At 68.5% G+C, this 22,426-nt stretch carries 22 protein-coding genes; 19 read left to right on the forward strand and 3 right to left on the reverse strand.

Annotated features, from left to right (window positions below; translation table 11 throughout):
• Positions 1-40: 40 nt before the first annotated feature.
• The 3 genes from OHB23_RS07705 to OHB23_RS07715 are packed head-to-tail and all read left to right on the forward strand — an operon-like array spanning position 41 to position 2,404.
• On the forward strand, positions 41-1,000 hold the full coding sequence (locus OHB23_RS07705; RefSeq protein ID WP_222630405.1) for a lysophospholipid acyltransferase family protein: 960 nt from the start codon (positions 41-43) through the stop codon (positions 998-1,000).
• Between the two features lie 16 nt (positions 1,001-1,016).
• On the forward strand, positions 1,017-1,400 hold the full coding sequence (locus OHB23_RS07710) for a MerR family transcriptional regulator (RefSeq protein WP_056441761.1): 384 nt from the start codon (positions 1,017-1,019) through the stop codon (positions 1,398-1,400).
• A gap of 8 nt (positions 1,401-1,408) precedes the next feature.
• Positions 1,409-2,404 carry an aldo/keto reductase gene (locus tag OHB23_RS07715; protein ID WP_328811227.1) on the forward strand — a complete coding sequence of 332 codons (996 nt, stop codon included), beginning with the start codon at positions 1,409-1,411 and terminating at the stop codon, positions 2,402-2,404.
• 92 nt (positions 2,405-2,496) lie between these two features.
• On the opposite strand, the gene OHB23_RS07720 is transcribed toward OHB23_RS07715, so the two are convergent.
• A complete protein-coding gene (locus tag OHB23_RS07720) occupies positions 2,497-3,237 on the reverse strand; it encodes a giguanylate cyclase (RefSeq protein ID WP_156380458.1) in 741 nt (246 codons plus the stop codon).
• 245 nt (positions 3,238-3,482) lie between these two features.
• Between OHB23_RS07720 and OHB23_RS07725 the strand changes: the two genes are divergently transcribed.
• The 14 genes from OHB23_RS07725 (at position 3,483) to tuf (ending at position 19,142) form a co-directional block, all read left to right on the forward strand.
• A complete protein-coding gene (locus OHB23_RS07725; protein WP_328811228.1) occupies positions 3,483-4,295 on the forward strand; it encodes a TIGR03084 family metal-binding protein in 813 nt (270 codons plus the stop codon).
• Positions 4,296-4,300: 5 nt separating this feature from the next.
• Positions 4,301-6,004 carry an acyclic terpene utilization AtuA family protein gene (locus OHB23_RS07730; RefSeq protein ID WP_328811607.1) on the forward strand — a complete coding sequence of 568 codons (1,704 nt, stop codon included), beginning with the start codon at positions 4,301-4,303 and terminating at the stop codon, positions 6,002-6,004.
• Positions 6,001-7,149 (forward strand): acyl-CoA dehydrogenase family protein, encoded by a 1,149-nt coding sequence (locus tag OHB23_RS07735; protein WP_328811229.1) that lies wholly within the window; start codon positions 6,001-6,003, stop codon positions 7,147-7,149. The genes OHB23_RS07730 and OHB23_RS07735 overlap by 4 nt, the downstream gene beginning before the upstream one ends.
• Entirely contained in the window at positions 7,146-8,744 is a 1,599-nt protein-coding gene (locus tag OHB23_RS07740) for an acyl-CoA carboxylase subunit beta (protein ID WP_222639320.1), read from the forward strand. The genes OHB23_RS07735 and OHB23_RS07740 overlap by 4 nt, the downstream gene beginning before the upstream one ends.
• A 5-nt stretch (positions 8,745-8,749) precedes the next feature.
• On the forward strand, positions 8,750-10,720 hold the full coding sequence (locus OHB23_RS07745; RefSeq protein WP_328811230.1) for an acetyl/propionyl/methylcrotonyl-CoA carboxylase subunit alpha: 1,971 nt from the start codon (positions 8,750-8,752) through the stop codon (positions 10,718-10,720).
• Complete coding sequence (locus OHB23_RS07750; RefSeq protein ID WP_027504609.1) at positions 10,717-11,877, forward strand: acyl-CoA dehydrogenase family protein; 1,161 nt, start codon at positions 10,717-10,719, stop codon at positions 11,875-11,877. Before OHB23_RS07745 ends, OHB23_RS07750 begins: the two co-directional genes overlap by 4 nt.
• 62 nt (positions 11,878-11,939) lie before the next feature.
• Positions 11,940-12,725, forward strand: a complete 786-nt coding sequence (locus OHB23_RS07755; RefSeq protein ID WP_328811608.1) for an enoyl-CoA hydratase family protein — start codon at positions 11,940-11,942, stop codon at positions 12,723-12,725.
• A 5-nt stretch (positions 12,726-12,730) separates the two neighbouring features.
• Complete coding sequence (locus tag OHB23_RS07760; protein ID WP_328811231.1) at positions 12,731-13,405, forward strand: TetR/AcrR family transcriptional regulator; 675 nt, start codon at positions 12,731-12,733, stop codon at positions 13,403-13,405.
• A 65-nt stretch (positions 13,406-13,470) separates the two neighbouring features.
• Positions 13,471-14,004, forward strand: a complete 534-nt coding sequence (locus OHB23_RS07765; protein WP_307091346.1) for a DUF3558 domain-containing protein — start codon at positions 13,471-13,473, stop codon at positions 14,002-14,004.
• Complete coding sequence (locus OHB23_RS07770; RefSeq protein ID WP_222645506.1) at positions 14,001-14,522, forward strand: DUF3558 domain-containing protein; 522 nt, start codon at positions 14,001-14,003, stop codon at positions 14,520-14,522. Before OHB23_RS07765 ends, OHB23_RS07770 begins: the two co-directional genes overlap by 4 nt.
• Before the next feature lie 291 nt (positions 14,523-14,813).
• Positions 14,814-15,188 carry a 30S ribosomal protein S12 gene (gene rpsL, locus OHB23_RS07775; RefSeq protein ID WP_027504614.1) on the forward strand — a complete coding sequence of 125 codons (375 nt, stop codon included), beginning with the start codon at positions 14,814-14,816 and terminating at the stop codon, positions 15,186-15,188.
• Between the two features lies 1 nt (position 15,189).
• The gene (rpsG, locus tag OHB23_RS07780) at positions 15,190-15,660 is read left to right on the forward strand and encodes a 30S ribosomal protein S7 (protein ID WP_027504615.1); all 471 of its coding nucleotides are present in this window, start codon (positions 15,190-15,192) and stop codon (positions 15,658-15,660) included.
• A 90-nt stretch (positions 15,661-15,750) separates the two neighbouring features.
• Positions 15,751-17,853 (forward strand): elongation factor G, encoded by a 2,103-nt coding sequence (fusA, locus tag OHB23_RS07785; RefSeq protein ID WP_027504616.1) that lies wholly within the window; start codon positions 15,751-15,753, stop codon positions 17,851-17,853.
• Between the two features lie 98 nt (positions 17,854-17,951).
• Positions 17,952-19,142 (forward strand): elongation factor Tu, encoded by a 1,191-nt coding sequence (gene tuf, locus OHB23_RS07790; RefSeq protein WP_027504617.1) that lies wholly within the window; start codon positions 17,952-17,954, stop codon positions 19,140-19,142.
• 61 nt (positions 19,143-19,203) lie between these two features.
• On the opposite strand, the gene OHB23_RS07795 is transcribed toward tuf, so the two are convergent.
• Complete coding sequence (locus OHB23_RS07795) at positions 19,204-19,869, reverse strand: hypothetical protein (RefSeq protein ID WP_328811233.1); 666 nt, start codon at positions 19,867-19,869, stop codon at positions 19,204-19,206.
• A gap of 100 nt (positions 19,870-19,969) precedes the next feature.
• Positions 19,970-20,254 (reverse strand): hypothetical protein, encoded by a 285-nt coding sequence (locus tag OHB23_RS07800; RefSeq protein WP_027504619.1) that lies wholly within the window; start codon positions 20,252-20,254, stop codon positions 19,970-19,972.
• 113 nt (positions 20,255-20,367) lie between these two features.
• Between OHB23_RS07800 and OHB23_RS07805 the strand changes: the two genes are divergently transcribed.
• Entirely contained in the window at positions 20,368-21,132 is a 765-nt protein-coding gene (locus OHB23_RS07805) for a glutamate racemase (RefSeq protein ID WP_328811234.1), read from the forward strand.
• A gap of 51 nt (positions 21,133-21,183) precedes the next feature.
• Entirely contained in the window at positions 21,184-22,401 is a 1,218-nt protein-coding gene (locus OHB23_RS07810) for an MFS transporter (RefSeq protein ID WP_328811235.1), read from the forward strand.
• The last annotated feature ends 25 nt before the right edge of the window (positions 22,402-22,426 follow it).

Consider the following 22,426-nt stretch of genomic DNA (forward strand, 5'->3'; position numbering starts at 1 on the left):
CGGGGTACGGCGCATCTGACCGTGCAGTAGGTTCGGCCTCATGAGTGGCGCCGATCACACAGACGTTTCCCCTGCCGACCATCGCGATCCCGAGCTGCAGGACCAGGCCGAGCGGGTCGCCGCCGCGGCCCGGCTGAAGATGAAGGACAAGCGCGAGAACGCGTCCGGTGGACTCAGTGGCCTGGTCGCCTCGCGCGCCGGCGACTGGGACCTCACGGACCAGGACGTCGACAGCATGCGGCGCCAGGAGAAGTTCTGGAACCCGCTCGTCGACAAGTACTTCCGCATGGAGATCGACGGGTGGGAGACCATCCCGCCGCCACCGGTGCTGCTGGTCGGCGTGCATTCGGGTGCACCGTTCGTGTGGGACGCCTGGACGGTGGGGGCGCAGTGGTGGCGACGGTTCGGCCCGTCACGCACGCTGCACGGCACCGCGCACGATGCGCTGATGGCCTTCCCTCTCATCGGCACGGTGTTCCGTTCGATGGGTGTCCTGCCCGCTGCTCCCGACTCGATGTCCACGGCACTGGCCGAGGGGCGCGACGTCATCGTGTGGCCCGGAGGTGAGGTCGACTCGCTGCGACCGTGGAGCGAACGTGACGTCGCCACCCTCGGCGGGCGCACCGGCTTCATCAAGCTCGCCATCCGCTGCGGGGTGCCGATCGTGCCGATCGCCACCGTCGGCGGCGCCGACGCCATGCCCGTGCTGGTCCGCGGTGACAAGCTCTCGAAGATGCTGGGACTGGACAAGATCGCGCGACTCAAGGTGTTCCCCATTGCCGTGTCGCTGCCGTGGATCATCGCGCCGGCCGCACTTCCGCAGATCCCGCTGCCCGCCAAGATCCGGACCCGCTTCATGCCGCCCGTCGAGGTGGATCACGATCTCGCCCGCGTGGACGACGAGGAGTACGTGGAGGCCAAGTACGAGGAGGTGCGGCGCTCCATCCAGTCCGGCATGGACGCGCTCGCCACCAAGAGGAAGTTCCCGCTCTTCCGCTGATGCCTAAGCTGACGGGGTGAGTCACAGCATCGCGGAGGCGTCCGAGCAGACCGGGCTGACCATCGACACGCTGCGGTACTACGAGCGCGACGGGTTGCTCCTGCGCGCGGTGCCGCGGTCGTCCACCGGACAGCGCCGCTACAGCGACGACGACATCACGTGGATCGTCCTCATCACCCGACTGCGTGCGACCGGGATGTCGATCGCGGAGGTGCGGCACTACGCCGACCTGGTGCGTCAGGGCGAGGGGACGGAGCAGCAGCGGCTCGACGCCCTCCGCGCGCATCGGGAACGGGTGCTGGCGCAGCTCGCCGAGGTGACCGGTCATCTGCGCGCGATCGACCACAAGATCGAGCTCTACGTCGGCAGGCTTGACCTGGAGCGCACTCCAGCACGTTGAGTGGGGGCATGACGCTCACCTCACGCACCCTCGGTACGCAGTCCCCTCTCACCGTCTCCGCCCTCGGCCTCGGCTGCATGGGCATGTCCGAGTTCTACGGCGACACCGACCGCGCCTCCGGCATCGCCACCATCCACCGCGCTCTCGAACTCGGTGTGACCTTCCTCGACACGGCCGACATGTACGGCCCGTTCGTCAACGAGGAGCTGGTCGGCGAGGCCATCGCCGGCCGTCGGGACCAGGTGGTGCTCGCCACCAAGTTCGGCAACGAGCGACTCGCCGACGGCACCCGTCTCGGCATCAACGGCACCCCCGAGTACGTCCGCGCGGCCTGCGACGCGTCGTTGTCGCGGCTCGGTGTCGACCACATCGACCTGTACTACCAGCACCGCGTCGACAAGTCGGTCCCCATCGAGGACACGGTCGGCGCGATGGCGGAACTGGTGCAGGCGGGCAAGGTGCGCCATCTCGGGATGTCCGAGGCGTCGGCCGCGACCATCCGTCGGGCGCACGCAGTGCACCCGATCACGGCTGTGCAGACCGAGTACTCCCTGTTCACGCGGGGTCTCGAGGAGACTGTGCTCCCGACGCTCCGTGAGCTCGGCATCGGGTTGGTCCCGTACTCGCCGCTCGGTCGCGGGCTGTTGACCGGCGCCATCGCGCACGAGTCGGAGTTGGCAGAGAAGGACTCGCGCCGCACCGCGTACTTCCCGCGGTTCCAGGGCGAGGCGCTCGAGGCGAACCTGACGCTCGTGGCGCGCATCCGTGAGATCGCGGACCGGCTGGGATGCACGCCCGGTCAGCTGGCTCTGGCGTGGGTGCTGGCGCAGGGCGAGGACGTCGCGCCGATCCCCGGAACCAAGCGCGTGCGCTACCTCGAGGAGAACGTGGCAGCGGCGGACGTCGCGGTGACGCAGGAAATCCTCGACGAACTCGAGGCAGCGGTGCCCGCGTCGGCCGTGGCCGGAGCACGCTACGGAGACATGTCCAGCATCGACGAGTGAGCCCCGAGGCCACCCCCCCACCGCGAGTACGTCGACAGTGTCGTGATTTCACTCGCGATCACGACAGCACGGACGTACTCGCGGAGAGTGGCTCAGGACTGGTCGAGCCGCACTGCTCGCACGAACGTATAGAGCAACGCGGGAACGGCGATGACCAGTGACATGACCGGTGCCCACACGACCAGCGCGCCCAGCGGGGGGACGTCCTCGAACAGCATGTTGTAGCCGATGATGGACGTGACGGCGACACCGGCGATCGCGATGTGAGTGGCCAGCATCCAGCGGTCGAGGAAGACACCGGCGAACAGGCCGAGCACCACGAAGAAGGTGGTCTTCCCGACGGCGTAGGCGGGCGGCATGTCGGCGCTCAGGTTCGCGGCGAGGATGCCCAGGTTGGACAGGACGACGAAGGCGAAGGCGGTGTGCAGCCGCGGCCACGAGGTCACCGTCCACCAGAGAGCGGCGGCGAACGCGAAGGCCGCGCAGCCGATCTGCACGCCCACCGTGAACGTGGTGGTGCCGCCGAAGCCGTACAGGATCTCGAGGGTGGCGCACACGCCCATCGACGCGGTGAAGAAGGCGATGATCCACCGCACGACGCGCTGATCGGTGAACGACGACATGAGGCCGACGATCCACTCGTAGCGAGCCTCGAGTTCGCCGATCGGCTCGTCGTCGTCGTACCGGGGTTCGTCGTACCCGGTCTCGTCGTGCCGCACCGGTTCCGGCACCGGGTACTCGGCTCGGGGTCCGACGCCCGGACTGAAGGCCGTGGTGAAGGCGCCCGGCGCGCTGTAGGCCTGCCCCGGTCGTCCGTCTCGTGCACTGACCATGTCGGGTCCCGTTCCCTTCGGTGCCCGCATTCGCGGGCGGCCTCGTCCCGCCCGGCGTGTCGCGAGCGTCGTGATGGGTGTCGTGCGGTAAAGCGTCCAACCGCCTGTGGGATTCACCGTAAACCAGGCTTTCGGACCTGCGCTGCGGATGGATGGTGCCACGGATTGTTTTGGAGTTCGTCACAACGTCCAAGAACAAGCAAGCATGCTTGCTTTTTTGGCCCGTGGGTGCGACCGTTCCAGGCATGGCTGCTCTCGAGGTGTTGCTGCAGGACCTGCGTGCGGAGGGCGACGCGCTGGACGCGCTGGTCGCCGATGCCGACGACGCCGCGTGGCGCACGGACACCCCGGCGGCCGGCTGGACGGTGGCGCATCAGATCGCTCACCTGCACTGGACCGACCACGTCGCCGCGCTGACGACGGCCGGCGCCTCCGGTGACGAGGACGCCGAAGCGGCCTTCGACGCGGTGATCGCCGACGCGATGGGCAGTCCGGACTCGTTCGTGGACTCCGCTGCCGACGCACTCGCCGGAGAGCAGGTCAGCACCCTGTTGTCGCGATGGCGGCTCGGCCGAGTGCAACTGCTCGACGTCCTGACACACGTGCCCGACGGCGTGAAGATCCGCTGGTTCGGCCCGCCGATGAGCGCGATGTCGATGGCCACCGCGCGCATCATGGAGACCTGGGCACACGGTCAGGACGTCGCGGACGCCCTCGGCGTGGTTCGCGAACCCACGGCTCGGCTGCGTCACGTCGCGCACATCGGCGTACGCACCCGCGACTTCGCCTACGCGATCCGCGGCCTGACGCCGCCGTCGGCACCGTTCCGCGTCGTGCTCACCGCTCCCGACGGGAGTGAGTGGTCGTGGGGGCCGGAGGACGCGGAGCAGACTGTCACGGGTTCCGCTCCGGACTTCTGCCTGCTCGTCACGCAGCGCGTGCACCGTGACGACACCGACCTCGTGGCCGTCGGCGACGACGCGGCGACGTGGCTGGGTCTCGCGCAGGCGTTCGCGGGGGCTCCCGGCGGTGGCCGGGACGTGCGGGTGGCGTCGTGACGGAGATGATCAGGGTCGGGAACTGCTCCGGCTTCTACGGTGACCGGGCGTCGGCCATGCGCGAGATGCTCGACGGCGGTGATCTCGACGTCCTCACGGGCGACTACCTGGCCGAGCTGACGATGCTCATTCTCGGACGCGACCGGATGAAGGATCCGACGCGCGGCTACGCCAGGACGTATCTGCGGCAGCTCGAGGAGTGCCTGGGCACTGCGCTCGACAAGGGCGTCACCCTGGTCAGCAATGCCGGTGGGTTGGCGCCCGCACGACTGGCGCACGAGATCCGGTCCCTCGCCGACCGTCTCGGTCTGACCGTCTCGGTCGCCCACGTGGAGGGAGACGATCTGCACGACCGCGCCGAGGAACTGGGCCTCGGCTCCCCGCTGACCGCCAATGCCTATCTCGGCGCCTTCGGTGTCGCGGCGTGCCTGGACGCCGGGGCGCAGGTCGTGGTCACCGGACGCGTCACGGATGCGTCGGTGGTGGTGGCCCCGGCGATCTCCCGGTTCGGGTGGACCCGCGATCACCTCGACGAACTCGCGGGCGCCGTCGTCGCCGGCCACATCATCGAATGCGGAACCCAGGCGACCGGCGGGAACTACTCCTTCTTCGGTGAGATCGAGGATCTGCGTCGACCGGGGTTCCCCCTCGCGGAGATCCGGTCGGACGGGTCGTCGGTGATCACCAAGCACGAGAACACCGGCGGCGCCGTGACGGTCGGAACGGTGACGGCGCAGTTGATGTACGAGATCACCGGCCCGCGCTACCTCGGCCCGGACGTGACCGCGCGGCTCGACACGGTGCGGGTCTCGCAGGACGGACCCGACCGCGTGCTGGTCACGGGGGCTCGCGGCGAGGCGCCGCCGCCCACCCTCAAGGTCTCCCGGAACACGCTCGGCGGGTTCCGCAACGAGATGACCTTCGTGCTCACCGGGCTCGACATCGAAGCCAAGGCCGACCTGGTGCGCACCCAGATGACCGAGGCGCTGACGCCGCCGCCGCGCGACGTCGACTGGACTCTGGCGCGCACCGACCACCCTGACGCCGGCACCGAGGAGGCCGCCAGTGCGGTGCTCCGTGTCGTCGTCCGCGACGCTGATCCGCAGCGTGTGGGTCGCGTGTTCAGCGCAGCCGCAGTGGAACTCGCGCTGGCGAGCTACCCCGGTTTCTGTGTGACGACGCCTCCGGGTCAGGGATCGCCCTACGGCGTCTTCGAGGCCGGGTTCGTCGATCAGGCGGTGCCGCGGCACGTGGCGGTTCTCGCGGACGGCACGCGCGTCGACGTCGCACCGCCCACCGTCACCACGGCTGTCGAGGCGGACCCGTCCGACGCGCCCGCAGGCCGCCCGCCGGCCGAACCCACACGCACGCTGCCGCTCGGCACGGTGGCGGCGGCGCGCAGCGGTGACAAGGGCGGCAGCGCCAACGTCGGGGTCTGGGTGCGCGGCGACGCCGCGTGGGCCTGGCTCCGGTCGACTCTCACCACCGAGCTGGTCACGACGCTGCTCCCGGAGACGGCGGGCCTGCGCGTGCACCGGTACGAGTTCCCGCACCTGCGGGCCGTGAACATCGTCGTCGACGGGATTCTCGGAGAGGGCGTCGCATCCGGCGCCCGCTTCGATCCCCAGGCCAAGGGCCTGGGGGAGTGGCTGCGATCGCGGCACGTCCCGATACCCGAATCAGTACTCGCAGAAAGTGGACTCGCATGAGCACCTGGGGTGGCCCCGACCGAGCGCAACTCCGTAAGACGGTCCGGGGGTTCGTGGACCGGGAGGTGCTGCCGCACCTCACCGAGTGGGAGCGTGACGGCGAGATTCCCCGCAGCCTGCACCGCGCGGCAGCCGAGATCGGTCTGCTCGGGGCGCCGTTCCCCGAGGCGGTCGGCGGTGGCGGCGGCTCGCTGGTCGACGCCACGGTCATCTGCGAGGAGATGCACGAGGCGGGTGCGTCCGGCGGCCTGTTCGCGTCCTTGTTCACCTGTGGGATCGCGTTGCCGCACATGGTCGCTGCGGGCAACCCCGACCACCTCGAGAAGTGGGTCCGGCCCACGCTCGACGGCGAGCTGATCGGGTCGCTGGCCATCACCGAGCCCGGCGGCGGATCCGACGTGGGACACCTGCGCACCCGAGCGGTGCGCGACGGGGACCACTTCGTCGTCAACGGCGCGAAGACCTACATCACCTCGGGGTGCCGGGCCGACTTCGTGCTCACCGCCGTCCGCACCGGGGGAGACGGCGCGGCCGGCGTCTCGCTGCTCGTCGTCGAGCGCGGCACACCGGGATTCGAGGTGTCCCGCAAGCTCGACAAGATGGGATGGCGGGCCTCCGACACCGCCGAACTGTCGTACACCGACGTGCGCGTGCCCGTGGAGAACCTGGTGGGCCCGGAGAACTCCGGGTTCGCCCAGATCGCGCAGGCCTTCGTCTCCGAACGCGCTGCGCTGGCCGCGCAGGCCTACTCCTCGGCGCAGCGGTGCCTCGATCTGACGGTGGCGTGGACGCGGGACCGCTCGACGTTCGGCAAGCCGCTCATCGCCCGTCAGGCGGTGCAGAACACGCTCAGCGAGATGCACCGCAAGATCGACGTGGCCCGCACGTACACGCACGCACTGATCGATCGCCACGTCGAGGACGGCGACGACTGCATCGCCGAGGTGTGCTTCGCGAAGAACACCGCGGTCGAGGCCGGTGAATGGGTCGCCTCGCAGGCGGTACAGCTGTTCGGTGGACTCGGCTACATGGCCGAGAGCGAGGTCGAGCGTCAGTACCGCGACATGCGCATCATCGGCATCGGCGGCGGCACCACCGAGATCCTCACCTCGCTGGCCGCGAAGCGACTGGGGTACACCGCATGACGACTCTGACCTCCCGACTCGACAGCTCCGGTGACGCGTACGTCTCGGCCGCCGACACCATGATCGCGAAGCTCTCCGAGGTGGAGACCGAACACGCCAAGGCACTGGGCGGCGGGGGCGAGAAGTACGTCGCACGGCACCGCGGCCGCGGCAAGATGACCCCGCGCGAGCGCATCGAGATGCTCGTCGACCCGGACTCGCCGTTCCTCGAGCTGTGCCCGCTCGCGGCCTGGGGCACGGACTTCCCGGTCGGCGCCAGCGTGGTCGTCGGCATCGGTGTCGTCAGCGGCGTCGAGTGCCTGATCGTCGCCAACGACCCCACCGTGCGGGGCGGCACGAGCAATCCGTGGACCCTGCGGAAGACGCTGCGAGCGAACGACATCGCGATGCAGAACCGGCTGCCGGTCATCTCACTGGTCGAGTCCGGCGGTGCCGACCTCCCCACGCAGAAGGAGGTGTTCATCCCGGGTGGCCGCATCTTCCGTGATCTGACGCGCCTCTCCGCGGCCGGCATCCCCACCATCGCCCTCGTGTTCGGCAACTCCACCGCCGGCGGCGCCTACATCCCCGGCATGTCCGATCACGTCGTCATGATCGAGGAGCGGTCCAAGGTGTTCCTCGCCGGACCGCCGCTGGTGAAGATGGCCACCGGCGAGGAGACCGACGACGAATCGCTCGGCGGCGCCCGCATGCACGCCCGGACCTCCGGTCTCGCAGACCATCTCGCCGTGGACGAGAAGGACGCCATCCGCATCGGCCGCGGCATCGTGAAGCGGCTCAACTGGCACAAGAAGGGTCCGGCGCCGCGCACCGAGGTGCTCCCGCCCCGGTACGACGAGGAGGAACTGCTCGGTATCGTGCCGGCCGACCTCAAGATCCCGTTCGACCCCCGCGACGTCATCGCGCGCATCGTCGACGACAGCGACTTCGACGAGTTCAAGCCGCTCTACGGCTCGTCTCTGGTCACCGGATGGGCGGAACTGCACGGGTATCCGGTCGGCATCCTCGCCAACGCCCGCGGCGTCCTCTTCAGCGAGGAGTCCCAGAAGGCGACGCAGTTCATCCAACTGGCGAACCGTTCGAACACGCCACTGCTGTTCCTGCACAACACCACCGGCTACATGGTGGGCAAGGAGTACGAGGAGGGCGGGATGATCAAGCACGGGTCGATGATGATCAACGCCGTCTCCAACTCCACCGTCCCGCACATCTCGGTACTGCTCGGTGCGTCGTACGGCGCCGGGCACTACGGCATGTGCGGTCGTGCCTTCGACCCGCGCTTCCTCTTCGCCTGGCCCAGCGCGAAGTCCGCGGTCATGGGCGGTGCCCAACTCGCGGGCGTCATCTCGATCGTCTCCCGCGCCTCCGCCGAGGCCCGCGGACAGGCGTTCGACGAGGAGGCCGACGCGGGTCTGCGCGCGATGATCGAGCAGCAGATCGAGGCCGAGTCGGTTCCCATGTTCCTGTCCGGACGCCTGTACGACGACGGCGTGATCGACCCCCGAGACACCCGCACGGTGGTGGGGATGTGCCTGTCGGCCATCGCCTCCGCCCCGATCGAGGGCACCGCCAACTTCGGTGTCTTCCGGATGTGACCGTCATGACCATTTCGTCAGTACTCGTTGCCAACCGCGGCGAGATCGCCCTCCGCGTGTTCACGACCTGCCGCGCAGAGGGCATCGACACGGTCGCCGTGTTCTCCGATCCGGACTCCGCGTCACCGCACGTCGCCGACGCCGACGTCGCCGTCCGGTTGCCCGGTTCCGCGTCGTCGGAGACGTACCTCCGCGGAGACCTGATCATCGAGGCGGCGCAGCGCGCCGGCGCCGACGCGATCCACCCCGGTTACGGGTTCCTGTCCGAGAACGCGGAGTTCGCGCGCGCCGTGCAGGATGCGGGCCTCACCTGGATCGGTCCGCCGGTGAAGGCGATCGAGTCGATGGGGTCGAAGGTCGAGTCCAAGGCCATGATGCAGAGCGCCGGTGTGCCGGTGCTCGATCGGCTCGACCCCGCGTCCGTCACGCAGGACGATCTGCCGGTGCTCGTGAAGGCGTCCGCCGGTGGTGGTGGTCGCGGTATGCGCGTGGTGCGTGAACTCGACGCACTGCAGGACGAGATCGACGCGGCGTCGCGGGAGGCGCTGTCCGCCTTCGGTGACGCGACGGTCTTCTGCGAGCGCTATCTCGAGACGGGCCGCCACATCGAGGTCCAGGTCATGGCGGACCGCCACGGCACGGTGTGGGCGGTGGGCGAGCGAGAGTGCTCCATCCAACGACGCCACCAGAAGGTGGTCGAGGAGGCGCCGTCTCCGCTCGTCGAGCGCGTTCCGGGTATGCGGGAGAAGCTGTTCGAGGCGGCGCGCATCGCCACCGAGGCGCTCGACTACGAGGGGGCCGGCACCGTCGAGTTCCTCAGCGACGAGCGCGGCAACTTCTACTTCCTCGAGATGAACACGCGCCTGCAGGTCGAGCACCCGGTGACCGAGTGCACCACCGGTCTCGATCTGGTGGCACTGCAGATCCACGTCGCCGCGGGCGGAGCGCTCCCGGCCGAGCAGCCCACCACGCGCGGACACTCGATCGAAGTGCGTCTGTACGCGGAGGATCCGGCGCGCGACTGGCAGCCGCAGAGCGGCGTCGTGCACCACGTCGAGTTCGACGGAGCGCGAGAGTTCGAGGTGCTCACGCGGACAGGCCTGCGGGTGGACTCGGGCATCGTCGACGGCAGCGTGGTGGGGACCCACTACGACCCGATGCTCGCCAAGGTGATCTCGTACGCGCCCACCCGGGAGCAGGCGGCCGGAATCCTGGCGAAAGCGCTGCTGCGCGCGCGCATTCACGGGGTGCGCACCAACCGCGACCTGCTCGTCACGGTGCTTAGACACCCCGCGTTCCTCGCGGGCGACACCGACACCGCGTTCTTCGCGACGCACGATCTCGCGGTCCTCGCTCGGCCGCTCGTCGACGACCGGGGTGTGCGGCTGTCCGCACTCGCCGCAGCGCTCGCGGACGCCACCCGATCGAGAGAATCGGCGACGGTGGGCCGATCCCTCCCCAGCGGCTGGCGCAACCTCGCCTCCGTGCCGCAACGCAAGACGTACGCGGTGAACGGCACCGAGATCGTCGCCGAGTACCGGCTGTCGCGCGGAACGCTCGTCACCGACGTCGACGACTGCGCGCTGGTCCGGGCCGAGTCCGACCGGGTGGTGCTGCTGGCCGACGGTGTGCGACGCGAGTTCCACGTCGCGGTCCACGGCGACGCCGTGTTCGTCGACTCGTCGCTCGGACCGGTACGGCTCGAACGGGTTCCGGTGTTCGTCGATCCGAGCGAGATCGTCGCCGCCGGATCGCTGCTGGCACCGATGCCCGGCAGCGTCGTGCGGATCGGTGCTGCCGTCGGCGACACCGTCACCGCCGGCCAACCGATCCTGTGGCTCGAGGCCATGAAGATGGAACACACGATCACCGCACCCGCGGCGGGCGTGCTGACCGAGCTCACGGTCACCGTGGGACACCAGGTGGACGTCGACGCCGTACTGGCGGTCGTCGCAGCAGAAGGAGATCAGGCATGAGCTTCATCGAGACGGACGAGCAGAAGAGCCTCCGCGCCGCGGTGGCCGGACTGGGCAAGCGCCACAACTACATCGACTACGTGCTGCCCAAGGCACGCAAGGGTGAGGCACTCACCGAACTGTGGCACGAGGCCGGGCAGTTGGGCTTCCTCGGGGTGAACCTCCCCGAGGAGTACGGCGGCGGCGGTGCCGGCATCTACGAGCTCGCACTGGTCCAGGAGGAGATGTCCTCGTTCGGTGCGGGCCTGCTGCTCGTGGTCGTCAGCCCGGCGATCTGCGGCACCATCATCGCGAAGTACGGCACCCCCGAGCAGAAGCAGTCCTGGCTGCCCCGCCTCTCGGACGGCTCCGCGATCATGGCGTTCGGCATCACCGAGCCCGACGCCGGCTCCAACTCCCACCAGATCACCACCACCGCGCGACGCGACGGTGACGAGTGGGTGCTGCGCGGCAGCAAGATCTACATCTCCGGCGTCGACCAGGCCGACGCGGTGCTCATCGTCTCCCGTACGGAGGACGCGAAGACCGGGAAGCTGAAGCCGGCGCTGTTCATCGTGCCGACCGATGCACCTGGCCTGAACAAGACGCAGATGCGCATGGACATCATCGAGCCCGATCATCAGTTCACGCTGTTCCTCGACGACGTCCGGCTGCCGGCCGAGGCGCTGGTCGGTGAGCCCGACGCGGCGTTGATGCAGTTGTTCGCGGGTCTCAACCCCGAGCGCATCCTCGGTGCGGCGATGGCCGTCGGCATGGGCCGCTACGCCCTCGACGCCGCCGTGAAGTACGCGAACGAGCGCACCGTGTGGAAGAGCCCCATCGGGGCGCACCAGGGAATCGCGCATCCGTTGGCGCAGTGCAAGATCGAGCTCGAACTGGCGAAGCTGATGATGCAGAAGGCCGCGGTGCTCTACGACAGCGGTGACGATTTCGGTGCGGCGGAAGCGGCCAACATGGCGAAGTACGCGGCCGCCGAGGCCAGCATCAAGGCCATCGACCAGGCCATCCAGACGCACGGCGGCGCAGGCCTGACCGAGGAGTACGGCCTCGCGTCCATGCTCGGTGCGGCGCGCATCGCCCGCGTGGCTCCCGTCAGTCGGGAGATGATCCTGAACTTCGTGTCCCAGCACTCGCTGGGCCTGCCGAAGAGCTACTGATGGCGGGCAGGCCGGAGGCCGGTCGGGGCCAGGGCAGGCCGGAGGCCGGGCGGGGCGACGGAATATCTGTGCGGGTCGATCGGTCGGAGGGCGTGGTGACTCTGACACTCGACACCCCGCACAACCGCAATGCCCTCTCCACCGCCCTGGTCGACGACCTGACGGCGGGGCTCCGCGACGCGGGCGCGGATCGGGACGTCCGCGCCGTGGTCCTCACTCACACCGGCGGAACGTTCTGTGCTGGTGCCGATCTCACGGAGGCGGGCAGTTCGGTCTCCTCGCGCACCGAGCAGATGCTGACGCTGCTGCGGGCGATCCTCGAGACGCCGAAGCCGGTGATCGGCAGGATCGACGGGCATGTGCGTGCCGGCGGTATGGGCCTCGTGGGCGCGTGCGATCTGGTGGTGGCCGGGCCGAAGAGTTCGTTCGCGCTGACGGAGGCGCGGCTGGGGTTGGCCGCGTCCATCGTCTCCTTGACGGTGGTGCCGAGGATGACCTCGCGTGCGGCGAGCCGGTACTTCCTGACGACGGAGACGTTCGGCGCGCACGAGGCGGAGGCCATCGGGCTCGTCACCGAGGCTGCGGCCGACACCGGGGCCACGGTGGCCGAACTCGTCGCGGCGATCCGTCCGTCGTCACCGCAGGGTCTCGCGGCGTCGAAACGCCTCACCACCGCCGCGATGCTCGAGGAGTTCGACCGCCGGGGCGCGGACCTGGCGGAGGAGTCCGCGAGGCTGTTCGCATCGGACGAGGCGCGGGAGGGGATGATGGCCTTTCTGCAGAAGCGCAGCCCGTCGTGGGCCGCACCGGCGGAGTCGTCCGGTGCCGCTGTGGGGAAGGAGACGTGACGGCCATGACCGTGCCCACTCGTCACCGGGTCGGTGACACCCGCAGCCCGAAGCAGGATCGCAGCCGCGCCACGCGACTGCGTCTGCTCGAGTCCACGATCGACGCGCTCGCCACCGAGGGATGGGCGGCGACGACGGTCGCTGTCGTGGCCGAGCGGGCCGGCGTCTCTCGCGGTGCCGCCCAGCATCACTTCCCGACGCGGGAGGACCTCATCACCGCGGCGCTCGAGTACATGTTCGACACGCGCATGGGGGAGGCGCGAGCCGAGAGCAGTGCGCTCCCGCAGGGCGCCGGGCGGACCGAGGCCGTGGTCACCCGGCTGGTCGACTACTACACGAGCCCCATCTTCCGTGCCGCGCTGCAGGTCTGGACCGCCGCGGCCGCGGATCCGGAGATGCGAGCCCGGGTCCTGCCCCTCGAGGAGAAGTTCGGTCGCGTGGCGCACCGCACGGCGGTCGATCACCTCGGCGCCGACGACAGTGATCCGCGCACCCACCGACTCGTACAGGCCACCCTCGACCTGGCCCGCGGGCTCGGTCTCGCCGACGTGCTCAGCGACGACTCGCGCCGCCGCGCCGAGATCGTGAAGGTGTGGGCCTGGGTGCTCGACGCGTCCCTCGCCCTCGATACCCCCACCACCAGCACCAGCACCCCCGCGAGTACGTCCGAACTGTCGTGATCGGCGCTCGCATCACGGCACTTTCGGCGTACTCGCGACAGTCCGCACTCCGATAGGCTGCCGCCATGAACTCCGTGCGGTGGGCCGGCGTGGCAGCAGTGGTGCTGCTCGGGCTCACCGGTTGCGGATCCGACTCCGACGCCGCCACCGACGACGCGCCGTCCACGTCCGCGTCGCAGGGACCCGGCCCGTTCTTCGGCGTCTGCGGCGGTCTGTCCGACGAGGAGGTCCGCACTGCGTTCGCCGTGCCGTCGTTCGCGATCGTGACCCGCAACTCGGTGGGCTGCGAGTGGGAGGTGTCGGGTCCGACCGGCCCGTCGGTCAGCTTCTCCTGGTACCGCGGGAGCCCGATCGGGCGTGAGCGCATGGGGTCGGAACTGATCGGCCGACCGGCAGCGGACATCGAGATCGAGGGTCGGCCGGGGTTCGAGGCGCGATCCGAGAACGCGACGGGTGTGACGTACCTCTGCGAGAACGGTCTGCAGTACGGCGACGACTTCGTCCACTTCTCCGTCATGTACGCCGACAGCGCTCCCACCGCGGATCCGTGCGCCGTCGCCGAGAGGCTGATGACGCTCGTCGCGGAGCGCGCGCAGTGAGGGCCGGACGCGTGCTGGCGGCGCTGTCGGTCACCGCGGTGCTCGCCGGATGCGGGTCGACCATCGAGGGCACGCCCGTGGCAGCGGGCGTGAGTGGCGCGGACGGCGAGTTCCGCTCGCTCCTCGAGGAGTGCGACACGGTGACGCCGGAGCAGATCGCCGATGTCGTGGGCGGCGACGCCATCGACCAGGGCTTCATCGGCGCCATCTGCCGGTGGGACCTGACCGGCCCGGGCGGCGCGGTCAAGGTGACGTTCGACTGGTTCGAGACGGGGTCGCTCGCGGCCGAGCGCGAGGCGAACGAACGTATGGGGTGGACGGTGAGCGACGTCGAGGTGTCCTCGCGGAAGGCCCTCGAGATCCGTCAACCGGACGATCCGGCATCGTGCGGCGTGGCGGCGCAGTCGCCCGATTCCGGGGTCATCGGCTGGTGGGTGCAGTATCGGCCGGGGAACCCGACCGACCCCTGTGAGTCGGCCACGCGGTTGATGCAGCTCTCGCTCAATCTGTCGGCGTGACGACGGAAGGGTGAACTCCTGTACCCGATGCAGGGGCGTTTTGACCATCAGGCGCGCCGCCGGGTACCGTTACAGGTCGTGCCCGGCCCAGCCGGTACGTCTGTGTGCCTATGCGAGGTACAGCCGTGTTCGAGTTCACCATCGAGCAAGAACCGCGGCTGCCGTGTGGGGGTATGCGACACACCCGACCGCGGGGTGCACGAAGCCCGCGGAAGCACTACTGGGTGAGGGGCAGCGTTCTCTTGCCCCAACTGCTAGATCCCTGTTTCTCGACACGAAGAAAGCCGGTTCATGCCAACAATCAACCAGCTGGTCCGCAAGGGTCGCACCGACAAGGTCGCGAAGCTGAAGACCGCTGCCCTGAAGGGCAGCCCGCAGCGCCGTGGCGTGTGCACTCGCGTGTACACCACCACCCCGAAGAAGCCGAACTCCGCGCTTCGTAAGGTCGCTCGCGTCCGCCTGACCACGTCCGTCGAGGTCACCGCCTACATCCCCGGTGAGGGCCACAACCTGCAGGAGCACTCCATGGTGCTCGTGCGCGGTGGTCGCGTGAAGGACCTCCCGGGTGTCCGTTACAAGATCATCCGTGGCTCGCTCGACACGCAGGGCGTGAAGAACCGCAAGCAGGCTCGCAGCAAGTACGGCGCCAAGAAGGAGAAGAGCTGACATGCCACGTAAAGGCCCAGCACCCAAGCGCCCGCTGATCAACGATCCCGTCTACGGTTCGCCGCTGGTCACCCAGCTGGTCAACAAGATCCTGCTGGACGGCAAGAAGTCGACCGCGGAGCGCATCGTGTACCAGGCTCTCGAGCAGGCACGCGAGAAGACGGGCACCGATCCCGTCGTGACGCTCAAGCGCGCACTGGACAACGTCAAGCCGGCCCTCGAGGTCCGCAGCCGTCGTGTCGGTGGCGCCACCTACCAGGTTCCGGTCGAGGTTCGTCCGGGCCGCTCCACCACGCTGGCTCTGCGCTGGCTCGTCTCGTTCTCCCGCGCTCGTCGCGAGAAGACGATGGTCGAGCGTCTGGCCAACGAACTCCTCGATGCCAGCAACGGTCTCGGCGCAGCAGTCAAGCGTCGCGAGGACACGCACAAGATGGCGGAAGCCAACAAGGCATTCGCGCACTACCGCTGGTGATCGCGTCTCGGGGGCGCCGGGAAACATCCGGCGCCACCCGAGCGTTGAACCTTCGACTCACTTCTTCCAACACCAAGGCGGGATGAATTCGTGGCACAGGACGTGCTGACCGACCTGAACAAGGTCCGCAACATCGGCATCATGGCCCACATCGATGCCGGTAAGACCACCACTACCGAGCGCATCCTCTTCTACACCGGTATCTCGTACAAGATCGGTGAGGTCCATGACGGCGCAGCCACCATGGACTGGATGGAGCAGGAGCAGGAGCGTGGCATCACCATCACGTCTGCTGCCACGACGTGCTTCTGGAACGACAACCAGATCAACATCATCGACACCCCCGGGCACGTCGACTTCACGGTCGAGGTGGAGCGTTCGCTCCGCGTCCTCGACGGTGCCGTCGCCGTGTTCGACGGCAAGGAGGGCGTCGAGCCCCAGTCCGAGCAGGTGTGGCGTCAGGCCGACAAGTACGACGTGCCGCGCATCTGTTTCGTCAACAAGATGGACAAGCTCGGTGCGGACTTCTACTTCACCGTGCAGACCATCAAGGATCGCCTCGGCGCCAAGCCGTTGGTCATCCAGTTGCCGATCGGCGCAGAGGACAGCTTCGAGGGCATCGTCGACCTGATCGAGATGAACGCGAAGGTCTGGCGCGGAGAGACGAAGCTCGGCGAGACCTACGAGACCGTCGAGATCCCCGAGGAGCTGAAGGAGCGGGCCGAGCAGTACCGCACCGAGCTGCTCGAGACCGTCGCCGAGTCCGACGAGGCACTGCTGGAAAAGCACTTCAGCGGTGACGAGCTGACCATCGACGAGGTCAAGACCGCGATTCGCAAGATGACGGTCAACTCCGAGCTGTACCCGATCCTGTGCGGTTCCGCGTTCAAGAACAAGGGCGTCCAGCCGATGCTCGACGCGGTCATCGACTACCTCCCGTCCCCGCTCGACGTCGCCGAGACCATCGGTCACGCCGTGGGCGACGAGGAGAAGGAACTCACCCGCAAGCCGTCCGCCGACGAGCCGTTCGCGGCGCTCGCGTTCAAGATCGCGACGCACCCGTTCTTCGGCAAGCTGACGTACGTGCGCGTGTACTCGGGCAAGGTCGACTCCGGCTCGCAGGTCATCAACTCGACCAAGGGCAAGAAGGAGCGTCTGGGCAAGCTCTTCCAGATGCACTCCAACAAGGAGAACCCGGTCGCGACCGCCAGCGCCGGCCACATCTACGCCGTGATCGGTCTGAAGGACACGACGACGGGTGACACGCTCTGCGATCCGCAGAACCAGATCATCCTCGAGTCGATGACGTTCCCGGACCCGGTCATCCAGGTGTCGATCGAGCCGAAGACGAAGTCCGACCAGGAGAAGCTCGGCACGGCCATCCAGAAGCTGGCCGAAGAGGACCCGACCTTCTCGGTCAAGCTCGACGAGGAGACCGGCCAGACCGTCATCGGCGGCATGGGCGAGCTCCACCTCGACATCCTCGTCGACCGCATGCGTCGCGAGTTCAAGGTCGAGGCCAACGTCGGCAAGCCGCAGGTGGCCTACCGCGAGACGATCACCAAGATCGTCGAGAAGCAGGAGTTCACCCACAAGAAGCAGACGGGTGGCTCCGGCCAGTTCGCGAAGGTCATCATCGGCCTCGAGCCCTTCATCGGCGAGGACGGCGCGACCTACGAGTTCGAGAACAAGGTCTCCGGCGGTCGTATCCCGCGCGAGTACATCCCGTCCGTGGATGCCGGCGCGCAGGACGCGATGCAGTACGGCGTTCTCGCCGGCTACCCGCTGGTGAACGTCAAGCTGATCCTGCTCGACGGCGCGTACCACGACGTCGACTCGTCCGAGATGGCGTTCAAGATCGCGGGTTCGCAGGCCTTCAAGGAAGCTGCCCGCAAGGCCGGTCCGGTCATCCTCGAACCGCTCATGGCGGTCGAGGTGATCACGCCCGAGGAGTACATGGGCGACGTGATCGGCGATGTGAACTCCCGCCGTGGCCAGATCCAGGCCATGGAGGAACGCAGTGGTGCCCGTGTCGTCAAGGCGCTGGTTCCGCTGTCGGAGATGTTCGGTTACATCGGTGACCTGCGGTCTCGCACCCAGGGCCGAGCGAACTACTCCATGGTCTTCGACTCCTACGCAGAGGTTCCCTCGAACGTCTCGAAGGAGATCATCGCGAAGGCCACCGGAGAATAGTCTCCGAAGCTGGACCCGGTACCACCGTCACACCGCACCACCCGTAAGTACATCCGTAATGCTGCATAACGCAGGCAATAACAGTCCAGGAGGACACAGTGGCCAAGGCGAAGTTCGATCGGACCAAGCCGCACGTCAACATCGGCACCATCGGTCACGTTGACCACGGTAAGACGACGCTGACGGCTGCAATCACCAAGGTTCTGCACGACAAGTTCCCGGACCTGAACGAGGCGTCGGCCTTCGACCAGATCGACAAGGCTCCGGAGGAGAAGGCTCGTGGTATCACGATCAACATCTCCCACGTCGAGTACCAGACCGAGAAGCGTCACTACGCACACGTCGACGCTCCCGGCCACGCCGACTACATCAAGAACATGATCACCGGCGCGGCACAGATGGACGGCGCGATCCTCGTCGTCGCAGCGACCGACGGCCCCATGCCCCAGACGCGCGAGCATGTCCTGCTCGCTCGCCAGGTCGGCGTGCCGTACATCCTCGTCGCGCTGAACAAGGCCGACATGGTGGACGACGACGAGATCATCGAGCTCGTCGAGATGGAGGTGCGCGAGCTCCTCGCCGCACAGGAGTTCGACGAGGACGCTCCCGTCGTCAAGGTCTCCGCTCTCAAGGCACTCGAGGGCGACGAGAAGTGGGCCGAGTCGGTTCTCGAGCTCATGCAGGCAGTGGACGACTCGGTTCCGGACCCCGTCCGTGAGACCGAGAAGCCCTTCCTCATGCCCGTCGAGGACGTCTTCACCATCACCGGTCGCGGCACCGTCGTCACCGGCCGTATCGAGCGTGGCTCGGTCAACGTCAACGAGGATGTCGAGATCGTCGGCATCAAGGAGAAGTCGACCAAGACCACGGTCACCGGCATCGAGATGTTCCGCAAGCTGCTCGACTCGGGCCAGGCGGGCGACAACGTCGGCCTCCTCGTCCGCGGCATCAAGCGCGAAGATGTCGAGCGTGGACAGGTCGTCGTCAAGCCCGGCACCACCACTCCCCACACGGAGTTCGAGGGCCAGGCATACATCCTGTCGAAGGACGAGGGCGGTCGCCACACCCCGTTCTTCAACAACTACCGCCCGCAGTTCTACTTCCGTACCACGGACGTGACGGGCGTCGTGACCCTCCCCGAGGGCACCGAGATGGTCATGCCCGGTGACAACACCGAGATGTCCGTCGTGCTGATCCAGCCGGTCGCCATGGACGAGGGCCTGCGCTTCGCGATCCGCGAGGGTGGCCGCACCGTCGGCGCCGGTCGCGTCACGAAGATCAACAAGTAAGACCGCCTCACACCGAACGGCGCTCACCCTGCGGGGTGGGCGCCGTTCGGCGTGTGTGGAATCAGGGCAGCACGACGACGTCGGCGGGAGAGCGCGGATCGATCTCGTAGTGGTCCTCGTACTGGCTGCTCATGCCGGTGACGCGCAGTGTCTGCCCCGCGCGGATCGCGCTCACGTCGATGCCCGTCTGCGTGTTGACGAAGACGATGGTCTCCCCGGTCCGGTCCGCGATCGTGAACTTGTACCCGTACGGCAGATCGTCCACCACGGCGCTCGTGACGCGTCCGACGACCGTCACCAGCGACGCCTCGGTGGACTCGCCGACCACGCGGACCACCACCGGTCTGGGTGCCACCGCATCGACCGGTCCCAGCGACACGATGCTCGTCGGTCGCACCACCAGAAGTCCGGACTGGTCCGCGAGCGACCCCGTGACACGCACCGATGTACCCGGCACGACGTCGGTGGGAGCCGAGGCGCTGATATAGATGCCGGCGGTGCGGTCCTGGATCCCGAACCCGACGTCGAGGAAGCTCGATGCGAAGGCGCCGGGCGGTGTGGTGACCGTGCCGACCACGGTGACCGTGTCGCCGGCGGAGAGAGTGCGCACCTGAGCGATGGGCGGAGCACCGCCCGGAGCGGCCGATGCAGGGGATGCTCCGAGCGTGAGTGCCACGAGGGCGGTGAGGGTCGTGCCGACAGTGCGGCGAAGGATCGTGCGCATCATGTGAGTTCCGTTTCCGCGCCGATCCCGCGTCGGCGCGCGCGCAACCCTCGTCCTCTCGGGTCGCGACGGCAACCGTGCCGAAAAGCGTTGTGACGCCGACTCACTCGACGGCGAAATCCTCCACCGTGACCACAACGGGAATCCGGACGACACGCGCGAGCGTCTCCTGGACGGCGTGGACGACGGAGTCGGGATCTCCCGGACAGCGGACCGTGATGTGCACGGCGCAGGACTCGTGCCCCACCACCACGCCCTCGATGCGTCGACCCGGCAGCAGCGTCACGGCCTCACCGAAGAGGCCGGAGTGCAGGCCGGCCACACCGGGGACCGCGAGCACCGCCGCGGCGATGAGGTCGGCCTCATCGGGCTCGAGCGGAGCGGTCATCCGCTCAGTCTGCGCTCTGTCACATTCCGACCGGCCTCCGGCCTTCCCGCATCCATCGTGGCCGCGCGCCGACGTCCGGAGGTCGGCCGGTGCCGGGGCGGTAGATTGTCACCGTGAACGTCGCGCTGATCGACTCGGGCCTGGGGTCGTTGCCCACGGCAGCCCGCCTGCGTCGACTGCGCCCGTCGCTCGACCTTCATCTGTACCTCGACCCGGACAACGCGCCGTGGGGACCCAAGCCCACTGCGTGGACGGAGGCGCACGTCGTGGAGACGGCGCGGCGCGCCGTCGACGGTGGAGCCGAGGTGGTGGTGCTGCCGTGCAACACCGCCAGCGTCATCGCGCTCGACGCGACCCGCGCGGCCCTGGGGTCCACCCCCGTGGTCGGGACGGTTCCGGCCATCAAACCCGCTGCACTGCAGTGTGACTCGATCACGGTGTGGGCGACGGCGGCGACCACCGCGTCGTCGTATCAGGCGCGCTTGATCGCGGAGTTCGCGTCGGGTCGCACGGTGTCGGCCGTCGCGTGCCACGGGCTCGCCGATGCCATCGACCGCGGTGATCTCGCGGCCGTCAGCGCGGCCATCGCGTCGGCAGCGGCGCGGACGCCGGACGACGTGCAGGGCATCGTCCTGGGGTGCACCCATTATCCGCTGGTAGCGGACGAGATCATGGCGGCGCTGCCGCCGGGTGTGCGGATGTTCGACAGCGCCGAGGCCGTCGCGGCCCAGACTCTGCGCCGCCTCGACGAGGTGTCGTCGCCGCGTGAGGGACACGGGAGCGTGTCGGTGACCCTGTCGGGACGCGACGGTCCCCTCCCCGACAGTGCGTTGCGCTTCGCGGCCGGGCGATCGCTCGCGGTGCCCGCGACGCTCTGACGCCGTCACCGTCCCGGGAATGAGGAGTCGGTGGGGGGAGTTGGACCCACGGTGACGACGACCGAGGTGCGACCCCAGTCCTGGATGACCCCCGTTCGCTCGTTCTGGGTGGTGGCCCTCGTGTTCTTCACCGTCATGGGATCGTCGGCGGCGCCGTCCCCGCTGTACCCCGTGTACCAGTCCCGATGGGGATTTGGCGCGTCGACGCTGACCATCGTCTTCGCCGTGTACGTCTTCGCACTACTCGCCGCCCTGTTGACCGTCGGGTCGCTGTCCGACCACCTCGGCCGTAAGCCCGTGATCGTGACGTCGCTGCTCGTGCTGATCGCCAGCCAGGTCGTCTTCGTGTTCGCCGACGGGGTCGGCTGGCTCATCGCCGCGCGCGTCGTGCAGGGTCTGGCGGCCGGCGCGGCCATGGGTGCCCTGACCGCCGCGATCATCGATCTGCAGCCGACCGACCGTCTCGGCCCCCTGGTGAGCTCGGTCGCACCGGCCTTCGGGCTGGGAGCAGGCGGTATCGCGGCCGGACTGCTGGTGCAGTTCGCGCCGTTCCCCACCACGCTCGTGTACGTCGTGATGATCGTCGCGCTGGTCGTCCTCACGGCGCTCGTCGTGGCGGTGCCGGAATCCGCGGTCCGGGCAGGCTTCGACGACCGTCGACACGTCGTGCGGGTGCTGACGCCGACCCTCGGGCTGCCCGTGTCGATCCGCGCCCACTTCTGGCCGGTCGTCCCCGCGCTCGTCGCGACGTGGTCGCTGGGCGGGTTCCACCTGTCGCTGGGGCCGTCCATCATGGGCACGGTCTTCGATCTCCGCGGCGCCGTCGTGGGCGGGCTGGACATCTTCACGATGTTCACGGCCGGAGCGATCGGTGCCGCGTGCGCTCGTACTCTTCTCCCGCGCACGGCCATGACCGCCGGTGCACTCACTCTCGCTGCGGGCATCGTGGTGAATCTCGTCGGGCTGCACATCGCGTCGGCGCCGCTGTACTTCGTCGGGACCGCGGTGTCCGGGTTCGGCTGGGGCGCGACGTTCCTCGGCGCGATGAGCATCATCGGCGCTCTCGCACCGCCGGAGCATCGCGGCAGTGTCTTCGCCACGACGCTCGTGCTGAGTTACCTCGCCTTCAGCGTGCCGGCCATCGTCGCGGGTGTGGCGATCCACTCGGCCGGTCTCCTCGTCACCGCGACGGTCTACGGAGCGGTCGTCGTGGCGCTGGCGTCGGTTGCCGTCACGACGACGGTGCTCCGCTCACCCGTGCGCGTCTGACCCAGCACTGCGCGGACGGGTTCCA

Source organism: Rhodococcus sp. NBC_00294 (assembly GCF_036163995.1).
Taxonomy (GTDB): Bacteria; Actinomycetota; Actinomycetes; order Mycobacteriales; family Mycobacteriaceae; genus Rhodococcoides.

Coding starts and splice junctions, on each gene's coding strand:
- OHB23_RS07795 (WP_328811233.1), bottom strand. CDS start 19,869: ATGATGCGCACGATCCTTCGCCGCACTGTCGGCACGACCCTCACCGCC.
- rpsG (WP_027504615.1), top strand. CDS start 15,190: ATGCCACGTAAAGGCCCAGCACCCAAGCGCCCGCTGATCAACGATCCC.
- OHB23_RS07725 (WP_328811228.1), top strand. CDS start 3,483: ATGGCTGCTCTCGAGGTGTTGCTGCAGGACCTGCGTGCGGAGGGCGAC.
- OHB23_RS07715 (WP_328811227.1), top strand. CDS start 1,409: ATGACGCTCACCTCACGCACCCTCGGTACGCAGTCCCCTCTCACCGTC.
- OHB23_RS07740 (WP_222639320.1), top strand. CDS start 7,146: ATGACGACTCTGACCTCCCGACTCGACAGCTCCGGTGACGCGTACGTC.
- OHB23_RS07760 (WP_328811231.1), top strand. CDS start 12,731: ATGACCGTGCCCACTCGTCACCGGGTCGGTGACACCCGCAGCCCGAAG.
- OHB23_RS07745 (WP_328811230.1), top strand. CDS start 8,750: ATGACCATTTCGTCAGTACTCGTTGCCAACCGCGGCGAGATCGCCCTC.
- OHB23_RS07720 (WP_156380458.1), bottom strand. CDS start 3,237: ATGGTCAGTGCACGAGACGGACGACCGGGGCAGGCCTACAGCGCGCCG.
- OHB23_RS07765 (WP_307091346.1), top strand. CDS start 13,471: ATGAACTCCGTGCGGTGGGCCGGCGTGGCAGCAGTGGTGCTGCTCGGG.
- OHB23_RS07735 (WP_328811229.1), top strand. CDS start 6,001: ATGAGCACCTGGGGTGGCCCCGACCGAGCGCAACTCCGTAAGACGGTC.
- OHB23_RS07750 (WP_027504609.1), top strand. CDS start 10,717: ATGAGCTTCATCGAGACGGACGAGCAGAAGAGCCTCCGCGCCGCGGTG.
- rpsL (WP_027504614.1), top strand. CDS start 14,814: ATGCCAACAATCAACCAGCTGGTCCGCAAGGGTCGCACCGACAAGGTC.
- OHB23_RS07705 (WP_222630405.1), top strand. CDS start 41: ATGAGTGGCGCCGATCACACAGACGTTTCCCCTGCCGACCATCGCGAT.
- OHB23_RS07730 (WP_328811607.1), top strand. CDS start 4,301: ATGATCAGGGTCGGGAACTGCTCCGGCTTCTACGGTGACCGGGCGTCG.
- OHB23_RS07800 (WP_027504619.1), bottom strand. CDS start 20,254: ATGACCGCTCCGCTCGAGCCCGATGAGGCCGACCTCATCGCCGCGGCG.